Origin of the sequence: Aquabacterium sp. (genome assembly GCF_050725395.1) — a bacterium.
GTDB lineage: Bacteria > Pseudomonadota > Gammaproteobacteria > Burkholderiales > Burkholderiaceae_C > Aquabacterium.
On the sequence record NZ_JBOHHL010000001.1, the window covers coordinates 43,028 to 55,181 of the forward strand.

Genomic DNA, 12,154 nt, shown 5'->3' on the forward strand with positions numbered 1-12,154 from the left:
TCGGTCTTGCGGGAGGCCGCCATGGTGGCGGCCAGGGTTAGATGCGGGCGGCGCCGCAAGGTTCAAGGGGCGTCGGGATTTTCGTGCTGCCCGATGTCACGATCTTCGCGGGCAACAATGTGTTCAAGGCCACGGCCTTCGACACCGAAGGACACTCCGCCAACGCCGAACTGATCCTGATCGGCAGCACCTGCCTGAACCCGAAACGATGGCGCTGCTGCTGGCCCGCCTGGCCACCTGCGGCGTGGCGGCCGGTCGGCGCTCAGCCCGGCAGTTGCGCGGGTAAGCGTTCGCGCTGGCTCTGCAGGAATTCGCGGGCGGTGGCGCGTTTGCCGCCGGGTCGCTGCAGGCTGTGCAGGGCCAGGGCCTGTTCACCGCAGGCCACCACCAGGCTGTCGCCGCTGGCGTGCAGCACCTGGCCGGGCGTGCCACTGGCCGGCAGGACCGATGCGGTCCAGAGCTTGATGGTCTCGCCGTTCATCTGGAAGGTGGTGCCTGGAAACGGGTCGAAGGCGCGCACGCGCCGTGCGATCTGGCTCGCGGACTGGGTCCAGTCGATGGCGGCTTCGGCCTTGTCGATCTTGTGGGCGTAGTTGACCCCGGCTTCAGGTTGGCGCACCGGCTTCAGGCCACCGCTGGCCGCCAGCCTCAACGCTTCCACGATCATGCGGCCGCCCAGGCTGGCCAGCCGGTCGTGCAGCAGGGCGGTGGTGTCATCCGGCCGGATGGCTTCGCGTTCCATCAGCAGCATGTCGCCCGTGTCCAGGCCCTCGTCCATCTGCATGATGGTGATGCCGGTCTCCGCATCGCCTGCCTCGATGGCGCGGTGAATGGGAGCGGCACCTCGCCAGCGCGGCAGCAGTGAGCCGTGGATATTCAGGCAGCCCAATCGTGGGAGAGTGAGCGTCCACTTCGGAAGGATCAGCCCATAGGCGGCCACCACCATCACGTCGGCTTGAACCGCTTCGAGCGTCGCGCGCGCGGCCTGGGCGGCTTCGGCATGCTTGCCATCCAGCTTGAGGCTGGGCGGCTGCGCGACCGCGATGCCATGTTCCAGCGCGAACTGCTTGACCGGCGAGGCCTGCAGCTTCATGCCGCGACCAGCCGGCCGGTCGGGCTGGGTCAGCACCAAGGGGATGTCGAAACCGGCGGCGTGCAAGGCGGCCAGGGCTTCCCGGGCGAATTCGGGCGTGCCCGCGAAAATGACTTTCATGCGTGGCGGCCGGTTCAGTCGTCGCCGTCTTTGGCGCGTTTCTGCAATTTGGTCTTGATGCGGTTGCGCTTAAGGGGCGACAGGTATTCCACGAACACCTTGCCCAGCAGGTGGTCCAGCTCGTGCTGCACGCACACCGCCAGCAGTTCGTCGGCGTCGAATTCGTAAAACTGGCCGTCGCGGTTCAGGGCGCGCACCCGCACCTGGGCATGGCGTTCCACCTTGTCGTAGATGGCCGGCACCGACAGGCAGCCTTCTTCCCAGATGATCATCTCGTCGCTGGCCCGGATGATCTCTGGGTTGATCAGCACGCGCGGATCATCGCGCTCCTCGCTGGTGTCGATGACGACGACCCGCTCATGCACGTCCACCTGCGTGGCGGCCAGTCCGACCCCCTTGGCGTCGTACATGGTCTCGAGCATGTCGTCGACCAGCTGGCGGACGCGGTCGTCCACGGTGGCCACGGGTTTGGCCACTTTGTGGAGGCGAGCATCGGGGTAGCAAAGGATGGGCAGCAGGGCCATGGTACTTCTCAGCGGGTCTGGGCGGTCAAATGGCGGGTCGGATGGCGTCAGGGTGTTCCCGCTCGGATGTGGAAGCGGCGCAACGAACCCCAAGGCACCCGGCAAGAATCAGCGGGCAAGTGAGGACAATTTTCGTTGCGACGGCTTGTCTTTTCCGGGCAGAATCAAACGATCATTGACCAGATTTTGCCGGTTATTGGGAATCCTTATTGTCAGGGATCTCATCGGCGGGTGGATTGGAGAGAGTTTTCATGACCCAGCGATTGCTGCCCCTTGCTCATGCCATGGCCTTGTCGGTTGCGGTGTCCCTGGGTATTTTGGCCACCACCGCGCACGCCGCCGACGGTCCCAATTTCCCGATCACCCCGCAGCAAAAGGCCACGGCCAAGCAGGTCGCGCAAGCTGGGGTTCCCCTGTCCGAATTGTCTCCCACGGCCCCCGACTCCTACGTCGTCAAGCGTGGCGACACCCTCTGGGACATCTCCAAGCTCTTCCTCAAAAGCCCTTGGCGCTGGCCCGAGCTGTGGGGCATGAACCTTGAACAGATCCGCAACCCGCACCTGATCTTCCCGGGGCAGGTGCTTTACCTGGACAAGTCCAATGGCCTGGCACGCCTGCGCCTGGGTCAACCGGTGGGGGCCAGTGGTGACGCCCGCCTGTCGCCCCGTGTGCGTGAAGGCTCGCTGGAAGACGCGATCACGGCCGTGCCCCTGCACTTGATCGAGCCCTTCTTCAATGAAGCGGTGATCTTCGACACCAGCCAGGAATTGCTGCGGGCGCCGCGCGTGGTGGCCACGCAAGAGGGCCGGGTCATGCTGTCGCGTGGCGAAACCGCCTATGTGCGTGGCGAATTGGGTGGCCGCCGCGAGTTCCGTTTGTTCCGCCAGCCCAAGCCCCTGCGCGATCCCACCACCAAGGAAGTGCTGGGCTTCGAGGCCGCCTACGTGGGCACCATGAACCTGGTCCGCGAAGGCGTGGAAGGCACGGGCGCCGACGGCAAGCCCATGGTCATCCCTTCTACCTTCACCACCAGCATCCTGCGCCAGGAAGGCATGATCGGCGACCGCCTGGCCCCCGTGCCCCCGCGCGAGTTCGACAACCTGGCGCCCCACGCGCCCACGCAAGAACTCAGCGGCCAGATCGTGTCCATCTACGGCGAAAGCTTGACGGCCGGCCAGAACCAGATCGTGTCCTTGAACAAGGGCACCCGCGATGGCGTGGAACGCGGCCACGTGCTGGCCTTGTGGCGCGAGGGCAATACCGTGCGCGACATGACCTTGCCCGACAAGCCCCAGATCAAGCTGCCCGACGAGCGCCACGGCCTGCTGTTCGTGTTCCGCACCTTCGACCGCATGTCCTATGCCTTGATCCTCAATGTGCAGGAGCCCGTCAAGCCTGGGGACAAGTTCACCCAGCCCTGATGGGCTGGTGACGATGGCCTGAGAGATCCGAGACGAGACATGGACCGCGACGAAATTGGCGCGTGGCTGAGGCTGTTGCTGACGCCACGTGTGGGCCCGGCGTCAGCCCGGCGCCTGCTGGCCGCCCTGGGCTCGCCCCAGGCGGTGTTCACGGCCCCCCGGGAAACGCTGCTGAGCGTGTTGCCCACGCGGGAAACCAACGAGCTCCTGAAGTTGCCCGCCGACCTGGCCGATCAACTGGACGCCACTGTGGCCTGGTTGGCAGGCGCCCCGGCCGGGCAGGACCGCGCCCTGATCACCTTGGGCGACACGCGTTACCCGGCTGCGCTGCTGGAAACCGCCGACCCACCCTTGCTGTTGTTCGCGCAGGGCAGGGTGGCTTTGTTGTCGTCGCCCAGCGTGGCCATCGTGGGCAGCCGCAACCCTTCCGCGCAAGGCAAGGAAAACGCTCTGGCGTTTGCGAAGGCCTTGAGCCAGGCGGGCATCACCGTGGTCTCGGGCTTGGCCTTGGGCATCGACGGGGCGGCGCACGAAGGGGCCTTGGCGGGGGCGCTGGGTGGCACCATTGCCGTGGTCGGCACGGGCCTGGACCGCGTCTACCCCAAGGCCCACCATGATCTGGCGCACCGCATCGCGCAAGACGGCCTGCTGGTCAGCGAGTTCACCTTGGGCACGCCGCCTTTGTCGGCCAATTTCCCCAAGCGCAACCGCATCGTGGCGGGGCTGACCCGCGGCACCCTGGTGGTCGAGGCGGCGGTGCAATCCGGCTCGCTGATCACGGCGCGCCTGGCCATGGAGATGGGCCGCGAGGTGCTGGCCATCCCCGGCTCCATCCATGCGCCTCAGGCACGGGGTTGCCATGCGCTGATCAAGCAGGGTGCCAAACTGGTGGAAACCGCGCAGGATGTGCTGGAAGAAATGCGCTGGTCGAGCAATGCGCCCGCCATCCACCAGGATGAGCATGGCGACGATGCCGAAGGTGATGGCCAGGAAGACCTGGTGCTGAGCGCCATGGGCCACGACCCGGTGGGCCAGGATGCCTTGTCGGCGCGCACCGGCATGGGCCCGGCCGACCTGGGCGCGCGCCTGCTCGAACTGGAAATGGCGGGCCACGTGGCGCGCCTGCCGGGGGCCTTGTTCCAGCGCGTGGGGATGGGCTGATGCTGCGCCAAACACTGGGCCGGGTCGATTACGCACCCACGGCCCAGGCCATGCAGGCCTTCACCGAGGCCCGCACCCCCGACACCCCCGACGAACTCTGGTTGTGCGAACACCCGCCCGTGTTCACGCAGGGCCTGGCGGGCCAGGCCGGCCATGTCTTGTTCAACCCGCCAGGGCCCGACCACATCCCGGTGGTGCAAACCAACCGGGGCGGGCAGGTGACCTACCACGGGCCTGGCCAGGTGGTCGGCTACCCGCTGGTCGATCTGCGCCGCCAGGGCATCTACGTCAAGGAATACGTGTTCCGCCTGGAGCAGGCCATCATCAAGGCGCTGGAGGCCTTGGGCGTGACGGGGCACCGCGTGGCGGGCGCGCCGGGCATCTATGTTCGCCTGGCCGATCCGGCCGGCCATGCCGCCCTGACCGAGCCCGCCGACCCGCGTGATCCCTTCAAGGGCCTGGGCAAGGTCGCCGCGCTGGGCATCAAGGTCAGCCGGCATTGCACTTACCACGGCGTGGCGCTGAACGTGGCCATGGACCTGTCGCCCTACGATCGCATCAACCCCTGTGGCTACACGGGCTTGAAGACCGTGGACCTGGCTTCGCTGGGGGTGAAGGTGTCCTGGGACGAGGCCGCGGCGCTGCTGGGCCAAAAGCTGCACACCTGGCTTTCGCCCTGATCGGCTAAAGTGGCGGGATGGCCACCGAAACCACGCCCCCCGAGTCTCCGGCTGTTGTCCTCCCGCAGTACGACCCCACCATCAAGCAAAAAGCCGAGGCCAAGATGGCCCGCATCCCCATCAAGGTGGTGCCCATCGGCGAAGTGCTGAAAAAGCCCGACTGGATCCGCGTGCGCGCCGGCTCGCCCAGCACGCGCTTCTACGAAATCAAGCAGATCCTGCGCGAGCACAAGCTGCACACGGTTTGCGAAGAAGCTTCCTGCCCCAACATCGGCGAATGCTTCGGCAAGGGCACGGCCACCTTCATGATCATGGGCGACAAGTGCACCCGCCGCTGCCCGTTTTGCGATGTGGGGCACGGCCGTCCCGATCCGCTCGATGTGGACGAACCGCTCAACCTGGCCAAGACCATCGCCGCCTTGAAGCTCAAGTACGTGGTGATCACCAGCGTGGACCGCGACGACCTGCGCGACGGTGGTGCTGCCCACTTCGTGGAATGCATCCGCCAGGTGCGCGAATTGAGCCCGGCCACGCAGATCGAAATCCTGACGCCCGATTTCCGGGGGCGCATGGACCGCGCGCTGGAGATCCTCAAGCTGGCGCCGCCCGACGTGATGAACCACAACCTGGAAACCGCGCCGCGCCTCTACAAGGAAGCGCGCCCAGGGTCTGATTACCAGTACAGCCTGAACCTGCTCAAGCGCTTCAAGGAATTCGCGCCGCACGTGCCCACCAAGAGCGGCATCATGGTCGGCCTGGGCGAGACCGACGAAGAGATCCTGCAGGTGATGCGCGACATGCGCGCGCACGACATCGACATGCTCACCATCGGCCAGTACCTGGCGCCCAGCGGGCACCATTTGCCGGTGCGCCGCTACGTGCACCCCGACACCTTCAGGATGTTCGAGGAAGAAGCCCGCAAGATGGGTTTCAGCCACGCGGCCGTGGGTGCCATGGTGCGCTCAAGCTACCACGCGGACCAGCAGGCGGCGCACGCCGGGGTTTGACGATGGGGTTGGCGCGGATGGGCTGATGGCGGGCTACACTGGTTCGCCCATGGACACACCGTGACCCAGCCCCAACAGCCGCCTTTGCCCCCAGCGTTGCCGCTGGCCATTCCGCACACGGATGGCGAGCTGGCCCGCTTGCGCCAGCGCCTGGACGACCACGACGACCTGCTCGCGCTGGTGGGACACGAATTGCGCAACCCGCTGCACTCCTTGTCGCTGATGGTGTCGGTGGCGCGGCTCAGCGCCCAGTCGGAACAGGCCCACGACACCCTGGACCGCATCACCAAGGTGCAGGCCAACCTGCAGCGCTACGTGCACCGCGTGACGGTCCTGCTGGATTTGCTGAGCCACGAGGGCCAGGCTTTTCCGGCCAAGCACCAGACGGTGGAACTGGGCCAGGCCCTGGCCAACATCCTGGAAGGCCTCATGCCCGAAGGCCAGTATCGCCAGGTCGCGGTGCATTTCCACGGCCCGTCCGATCCCTGCCATGCCGTGCTGGACATGCTGGTGCTGGAGCAGATCGTGGACAACCTGATGCTCAACGCCTTCAAGCACGCGGCCTGCACCAATGTCACCGTGACGATGGCCTGCGCGCAAGGCTGGGCCGAGATCGCCATCGCGGATGACGGCCGAGGCATCGAAAAAAATGATCAGGAGCGCGTGTTCAACAAGTACGCCGTGGCGGAGAATTCGGGCCGAGGTACTGGCAGCGGCCTGGGCCTGTGGATCGTGCGTCGACTGAGTCAGGTGCTGGGAGGCAGCGTATCGCTGACCAGCACGCCGGGCCAGGGCTGCACCTTCACCTTGCGGATCCCTTTGAATCAACCTGCGCACAACGCGACGACATGACCATGCCCTCTTCCACGCTTACCACTCTCCAGCGGCTGTCCAGTGGTGTGCCTGGCCTGGACCAGGTGCTGGGCGGCGGCTTTTTCCAGGCGGGCGTGTACATCGTGCACGGGCTGCCTGGCAGCGGCAAAACCATTTTGGCCAACCAGTTGTGCTATCACCAGGCGGAGCAGGGCGGTCGTGCGGTCTACGTCACCCTGCTGGCCGAGTCGCACTCGCGCATGTTGCAGCACATCCACACGCTGAGCTTCTTCGACGAGACCGCCATCCCTGAGCGGGTGTCCTACCTCAGCGCCTTCAATGTGCTCGAAGCCGATGGCCTCAAGGGGCTGATGACCGTGCTGCGCCAGGAAATGCGCTCGCTGGCCGCCAATGTGCTGGTGCTCGATGGCCTGGTGGCCGCGGCCGAAGCCGCCCCCACCGACCGGGACCTCAAGAAGTTCATCCACGAATTGCAGACCAGCGCCGTTTTTCACGGCTGCACGGTGTTCCTGCTGACCAGCGGCACGCCCCAGCGCATCAGCGCCGAGCACACCATGGTCGACGGCATCCTCGAACTCGAAGAGCGCCTGTACGAGGCCCGCTCCGAGCGGGCCATCCAGGTGCGCAAGTTCCGGGGCGCGGCCTCGCTGCGCGGCAAGCACCCGCTGCGCATCACCGACGCCGGCCTGCAGGTCTTCCCGCGCATCGAGTCGATGTTCGCGAAACCGCCCGAGCCCCAGGAAGAACCTGGGGTGCTGAGCACGGGCATCGCCACCCTGGACGCCATGATCGAAGGCGGCGGGTTGCCAGGTTGCAGCGCCAGCGTGGTGGTGGGGTCCACCGGCACGGGCAAGACCACCATGGGCTTGCATTTCCTGTCGCGCAGCTCGACCGAGGAGCCGGGCCTGCTGTTCGGCTTCTTCGAATCGCCGGGGCGGCTGCGTGCCAAAGGCCGCAAGATGGGCCTGAACATCGATGCGCTCGAAGCCTCCGGCGCCCTGCACCTGATGTGGACTTCGCAAGGCGAGCACGTGCTCGACGAGATGGGTCACCGCCTGCTCGACGCCGTGCAGCGGCTGAACATCAAGCGGGTGGTGATCGATGGCCTGTCCGGCTTCTTCGAGTCGGCCGTGCACCCCGAACGGATCACCCGCTACTTCTCTTGCCTGGCCAATGAATTGCGCCGCCGGGGCGCCACGGTGCTGATGACGCTGGAGACGCGCGACGTGGTCGGCTCCTTGGTGTCGCTGCCTTATGGGGTGTCCGGCTTCGTGGACAACCTGTTCTTCCTGCGCTTCGTGGAAGACCAGGGCCACGTCAAGCGCCTGCTGACGGTCACCAAAATGCGCGATACCCAGTTCGAGCTTGGGCTGCATGCCTTTCACATCGGCAACCAGGGAATGCTGATTGCTGGTCTCCACACGGCCAATGGTGATGTCATCCCATCCGCCTCAGTGGCCTCCGGCTCCCCTCCACCCGACGCTTGACAGTACCTTGTGTTGAAAACCATTCTGATCGTCGATGACGAACTGGGCAATGCGGAAGTGCTGAGCCTCATCCTGGAAGATGAGGGGTATCGGGTTTTCTGCGCCGCCAATGGCCGTGACGGTCTGGACAAGGTGCGCGAGGTGGGCCCCGATCTGGTGGTGCTCGACTTCATGATGCCGGTGATGAATGGCGCCGAGATGGGCCATGCCTTGCGCGCCAGTCCACAAACCGCCCACATCAAGATCCTGATGAACAGCAGCTTGCCGGAAGCCTCGGTGGCACAGCGGTTTCCTTTGTACGACGCCTTCCTGCGCAAGCCCTACAGCATCGACGACGCGCTGGACACCATCCGGACCTTGATCGCGTAACTTCAGCCGTGTTCTGACGGGGTGGGCAAGCCAATTGCCACGGCATGGGTGCAAGGAGCTCATCATGCCGAATTCAATCACCACACTTTCTTTTTGGCGCGCCACGCCGTTGTTGCTGGCCGCGCTTCTGACAGGGCTGCCGTTCTGGGCCCAGGCTCAAACCGCCTCGGGTTCGTCCGCGCCGGAATTGCGCGCCAAGTTCGATCAGCTGGGCCCATCCCTGCAGAGCAATGCCTTCCGCCGGCCCCTGGTCATCGATTCGAGCGAGTCATCGGGCCAGGTGCGGGGTGACGTCTACGCGGTGGTGGAGCACCCTTTCACCAAGGTGCAGCAAGCGCTGCGCGATCCAGCCCGCTGGTGCGATGTGATGATCCTGCACCCCAACACCAAGCAATGCGAATCGCCCCCGACCGGGCAATCGGTGTTGAAGGTCGCCATCGGCAAGAAGCTTGAACAACCGGCAGAAGATGCCTACCCCTTGAACCTGAGCTATTCGCTGGCCTCCAGCGCGCCCGACTATTTTCAGGTGCAATTGCGCGCCGCAGAGGGGCCATTGGGCACCAGCAATTACCGTTTCGTGGTCGAGGCGGTGTCACTGCCCAACAACCGCAGCTTCATCCACCTCTCGTATTCCTACGCCTCGAGCATGGCGGGCCACCTCGCCACCAAGGCCTACCTGGCCACGGCGGGTCGCTCCAAGGTCGGCTTCAGCCGGACCGGGACGGACGATCAGGGCAAGCCGGTGTACATCGGTGGCGTGCGCGGCGCGGTCGAGCGCAATGCCATGCGCTACTACCTGGCCATCGACGCCTGCCTGCAGTCCATGGACGCGCCCGCCGACCAGCGTTTCGACCGGCGCCTCAAGCGCTTTCTGGCTTCCATGGAGCAATACCCCCGGCAGTTGCACGAGATGGACGGCGACACCTTCCTGGACATCAAGCGGCGGCAGCACGAGCGCCAGCGCACCGTGCTGAGTTCGCAGGCCGAGGTGAACTAACCCCCGGGTGTTCAGGGCGGGGCGGTTTGGCTGGGGTTTGGAGCGAGCGACTGGGACTTCAGGTACTGGATCAGCAAGCGGCGTTCTTCGGCCGATTTGACCCGCACGTCCATTTCCTGACCAGGGATCAAGGCTTCGGGATTCCTGAGCCAGCGGTCCAGCATCTCCTCGGTCCAGACCACGTTTGAGTTCTTCAGCGCGGCCGAATACATGAAATCGGCCACCGAGCCGGCGCGGCGGCCCACCACGTTTTGGTGCCTGGGGCCCACATGGTTCGTGCTGATGGCGTGGCATTTCATGCAGTGCGATTCGTACAGCGCCTGACCCTGTGCCAAATCGATCTGCGTGGCTGCGTGGCTTGCGCTATGCCATCCCAGCAAGGCCAAGGCCGAAAGGGCCAGTGCGGTTTTCATGAATGTGGTCGGGTTTGCTTCGTCTGACACCGTACGCGCATGCCCGCCCAGTGGATGCCGGGAGAAGCGGCCATATTGCCGTTTTCGGCGGCGAATGCCCTTTGGGTCAGGCGGCTGGCACGACTTGCTTGCCCGCGCCGCGCCGCGCATATTCGATGCAGGCCTTGAACACCGCCAGGTTGTTGTGCAGGACCTCGTTGAGCGGGGTCTTGCATTTTTCGGCCACCCATTGCGTGGCGATGCGGTTGCTGGCCCCCACCAGGGCGTCGGCCACGATGGTGGAGTTCAGGCCCAATTCGGCCATGTTGGGGAAAAACTGGTGCACGAAGGTGCCCACCAGTTGGGCGTAGTCCTGGCTGGCCTTGTTGGCCAGGGCGTTCATGCCTTCGCCCACGTTCAGGGCGTCGATCAAGGCCACGCGGGCGCGCCGGGGGTCTTGCTGGATGAACTCCAGGAATGTGCGCAGCGAGGCCTCGGCCAGTTTCTCGGGATCGGGCGGGCACTGGGCCAGGGCGATGATGGTTTGCTGCATCAGCTCGCGGCTGATCGTGGCGTACACGGCCTTGAACAGGCCTTCCATGCCATCGAAGGACTCGTAAAAGTAGCGCGAGGTGAGCTGCGCCTCCTTGCAGACGTCGCGCACGGTCGATGGGTGGTAGCCATTGGCGCCGAAGACCGCCAAGGCGGCTTCGATCAAACGGGCCTTGCGCTGGCGTTGCCGCTCCTCTGGATCGACCCCGCCATAACGACGGCCGAGGGTCCCCGGGGTCGAGGGGGCGTCGGGGTTAACCCTGGTTCTGGAAACAGTCATTGTCAAATACTATTTTGAAGTTGACCATTGTCAAAATGGTGCAGTGCCGCAGGATTCGGAGACAAGATGCATGAGTGAGCGAGCGAGTGTTCTGATCGTTGGCACGGGTTTTTCAGGCCTGTGCGCGGCGATGTGCAGTCGCACCTTCATTCGCATTCCTTCGAGCCCGACCCCGATCGGACGCGTCAATTCGCCCTCCAGCCCGAGACCTGGTCCTGTCTGCGCCGTTGTGCAGAGCAGTACGGCATCTTGCCCCACATTCGCGACAACGCCAATGCGGTGGCGTCGCGTTTTGACGAAGCATCCTCTACTTGAGTGGTCGCCGAGGCTTCCGCTACCCCACATCACCAGTTCATTCAACCTGCGCGACTACGCCATCAAAGCCAAGTAAGCCATCCATGAAAAATTTCAAGAACAAAGTTGCCGCCATCACCGGTGCGGCCTCCGGCATGGGCCGTGAGTTGGCGGTCGAGCTGGCCCAGCGTGGCTGCCACGTGGCCCTGTCCGATGTGAACGAAACCGGCCTGGCCGAGACGGCCGCGCTGGCCCGCAAGCACGGCGTGAAGGTCTCGACCACCAAGCTGGACGTGTCCAAGCGCGAGGCCGTCAACGCCTGGGCCGACCAGGTGGCCAGTGAGTTCGGCCAGGTCAACCTGGTGTTCAACAACGCCGGCGTGGCCCTGGGCGCCACGCTCGACAAGGTCAAGCCCGCCGACTTCGAATGGATCATGGGCATCAACTTCTGGGGCGTGGTGTGGGGCACGCAAGCCTTCCTGCCGCACCTGAAGAAGTCGGGCGATGGCCACATCGTCAACACCTCCAGCCTGTTCGGTTTGATGTCGCAGCCCACGCAGGGCACCTACAACGCCAGCAAGTTCGCGGTGCGCGGTTTCACCGAATCGCTGCGGCAAGAACTGGACGTCGAGAACTGCGGCGTGAGCGCCACCTGCGTGCACCCGGGCGGCATCCGCACCAACATCGCCAAGGCGGCCAAGCTGGACCCGTCGATGGCCAAGCCCGGCACCGACCTCGAACTGGCGCGCCGCCGCTTCGACAAGCTGCTGAACACGACCACGGCCAACAGCGCCGCGCGCACGATGATCCGCGCGGTCGAGAAAAACAAGCGCCGCGTGCTGGTCGGCCCCGATGCGGTCTTCCTGGACAAGCTGGTGCGCCTGACCGGTTCCTGGTACCAGCCGCTGGTGACCTTCTTCTTCAAGAAGATGATGGGCTGAGC

General features: G+C 65.1%; 13 protein-coding genes. 9 read left to right on the plus strand and 4 right to left on the minus strand.

Features of this window, described 5'->3' with window-relative positions; translation table 11 throughout:
- Positions 1 to 262 precede the first annotated feature (262 nt).
- On the minus strand, positions 263 to 1,213 hold the full coding sequence (gene fmt, locus ACREB4_RS00205) for a methionyl-tRNA formyltransferase (RefSeq protein ID WP_431586162.1): 951 nt from the start codon (positions 1,211 to 1,213) through the stop codon (positions 263 to 265).
- A 14-nt stretch (positions 1,214 to 1,227) separates the two neighbouring features.
- Complete coding sequence (gene def, locus ACREB4_RS00210) at positions 1,228 to 1,737, minus strand: peptide deformylase (RefSeq protein ID WP_431586163.1); 510 nt, start codon at positions 1,735 to 1,737, stop codon at positions 1,228 to 1,230.
- Between the two features lie 251 nt (positions 1,738 to 1,988).
- Here def and ACREB4_RS00215 point away from each other — a divergent pair, with 251 nt between their 5' ends.
- The 8 genes from ACREB4_RS00215 (at position 1,989) to ACREB4_RS00250 (ending at position 9,693) form a co-directional block, all read left to right on the plus strand.
- Entirely contained in the window at positions 1,989 to 3,158 is a 1,170-nt protein-coding gene (locus tag ACREB4_RS00215) for a LysM peptidoglycan-binding domain-containing protein (protein WP_431586164.1), read from the plus strand.
- 39 nt (positions 3,159 to 3,197) lie between these two features.
- Entirely contained in the window at positions 3,198 to 4,319 is a 1,122-nt protein-coding gene (gene dprA, locus ACREB4_RS00220) for a DNA-processing protein DprA (protein ID WP_431586165.1), read from the plus strand.
- Positions 4,319 to 4,999, plus strand: coding sequence for a lipoyl(octanoyl) transferase LipB (gene lipB, locus ACREB4_RS00225; protein ID WP_431586166.1), 681 nt, complete (start codon positions 4,319 to 4,321; stop codon positions 4,997 to 4,999). Before dprA ends, lipB begins: the two co-directional genes overlap by 1 nt.
- A gap of 17 nt (positions 5,000 to 5,016) precedes the next feature.
- Positions 5,017 to 6,006 (plus strand): lipoyl synthase, encoded by a 990-nt coding sequence (gene lipA, locus ACREB4_RS00230; RefSeq protein ID WP_431586167.1) that lies wholly within the window; start codon positions 5,017 to 5,019, stop codon positions 6,004 to 6,006.
- Positions 6,007 to 6,066: 60 nt separating this feature from the next.
- On the plus strand, positions 6,067 to 6,858 hold the full coding sequence (locus tag ACREB4_RS00235; protein ID WP_431586168.1) for a sensor histidine kinase: 792 nt from the start codon (positions 6,067 to 6,069) through the stop codon (positions 6,856 to 6,858).
- Entirely contained in the window at positions 6,855 to 8,327 is a 1,473-nt protein-coding gene (locus ACREB4_RS00240) for an ATPase domain-containing protein (RefSeq protein WP_431586169.1), read from the plus strand. Before ACREB4_RS00235 ends, ACREB4_RS00240 begins: the two co-directional genes overlap by 4 nt.
- Before the next feature lie 9 nt (positions 8,328 to 8,336).
- The gene (locus ACREB4_RS00245; protein WP_431586170.1) at positions 8,337 to 8,696 is read left to right on the plus strand and encodes a response regulator; all 360 of its coding nucleotides are present in this window, start codon (positions 8,337 to 8,339) and stop codon (positions 8,694 to 8,696) included.
- A gap of 64 nt (positions 8,697 to 8,760) precedes the next feature.
- A complete protein-coding gene (locus tag ACREB4_RS00250; RefSeq protein ID WP_431586171.1) occupies positions 8,761 to 9,693 on the plus strand; it encodes a hypothetical protein in 933 nt (310 codons plus the stop codon).
- Between the two features lie 11 nt (positions 9,694 to 9,704).
- Here the strand turns inward: ACREB4_RS00250 and ACREB4_RS00255 are convergent, their stop codons facing one another.
- Together ACREB4_RS00255 and ACREB4_RS00260 are read right to left on the minus strand one after the other, a co-directional pair.
- Positions 9,705 to 10,106: a c-type cytochrome gene (locus tag ACREB4_RS00255; protein WP_431586172.1), complete on the minus strand. Its 402-nt coding sequence runs from the start codon at positions 10,104 to 10,106 to the stop codon at positions 9,705 to 9,707.
- Between the two features lie 106 nt (positions 10,107 to 10,212).
- On the minus strand, positions 10,213 to 10,917 hold the full coding sequence (locus ACREB4_RS00260; RefSeq protein WP_431586173.1) for a TetR/AcrR family transcriptional regulator: 705 nt from the start codon (positions 10,915 to 10,917) through the stop codon (positions 10,213 to 10,215).
- Between the two features lie 398 nt (positions 10,918 to 11,315).
- On the opposite strand from ACREB4_RS00260, the gene ACREB4_RS00265 reads away from it, so the two are divergent.
- Positions 11,316 to 12,152, plus strand: coding sequence for an SDR family NAD(P)-dependent oxidoreductase (locus tag ACREB4_RS00265; protein WP_431586174.1), 837 nt, complete (start codon positions 11,316 to 11,318; stop codon positions 12,150 to 12,152).
- Positions 12,153 to 12,154: the final 2 nt, after the last annotated feature.

Bases quoted from the DNA above. Each gene is read 5' to 3' on its own strand.
- ACREB4_RS00260 (WP_431586173.1), bottom strand. From the start codon at position 10,917: ATGACTGTTTCCAGAACCAGGGTTAACCCCGACGCCCCCTCGACCCCG.
- ACREB4_RS00240 (WP_431586169.1), top strand. From the start codon at position 6,855: ATGACCATGCCCTCTTCCACGCTTACCACTCTCCAGCGGCTGTCCAGT.
- dprA (WP_431586165.1), top strand. From the start codon at position 3,198: ATGGACCGCGACGAAATTGGCGCGTGGCTGAGGCTGTTGCTGACGCCA.
- lipB (WP_431586166.1), top strand. From the start codon at position 4,319: ATGCTGCGCCAAACACTGGGCCGGGTCGATTACGCACCCACGGCCCAG.
- def (WP_431586163.1), bottom strand. From the start codon at position 1,737: ATGGCCCTGCTGCCCATCCTTTGCTACCCCGATGCTCGCCTCCACAAA.
- ACREB4_RS00215 (WP_431586164.1), top strand. From the start codon at position 1,989: ATGACCCAGCGATTGCTGCCCCTTGCTCATGCCATGGCCTTGTCGGTT.
- lipA (WP_431586167.1), top strand. From the start codon at position 5,017: ATGGCCACCGAAACCACGCCCCCCGAGTCTCCGGCTGTTGTCCTCCCG.
- ACREB4_RS00265 (WP_431586174.1), top strand. From the start codon at position 11,316: ATGAAAAATTTCAAGAACAAAGTTGCCGCCATCACCGGTGCGGCCTCC.
- ACREB4_RS00255 (WP_431586172.1), bottom strand. From the start codon at position 10,106: ATGAAAACCGCACTGGCCCTTTCGGCCTTGGCCTTGCTGGGATGGCAT.
- fmt (WP_431586162.1), bottom strand. From the start codon at position 1,213: ATGAAAGTCATTTTCGCGGGCACGCCCGAATTCGCCCGGGAAGCCCTG.
- ACREB4_RS00250 (WP_431586171.1), top strand. From the start codon at position 8,761: ATGCCGAATTCAATCACCACACTTTCTTTTTGGCGCGCCACGCCGTTG.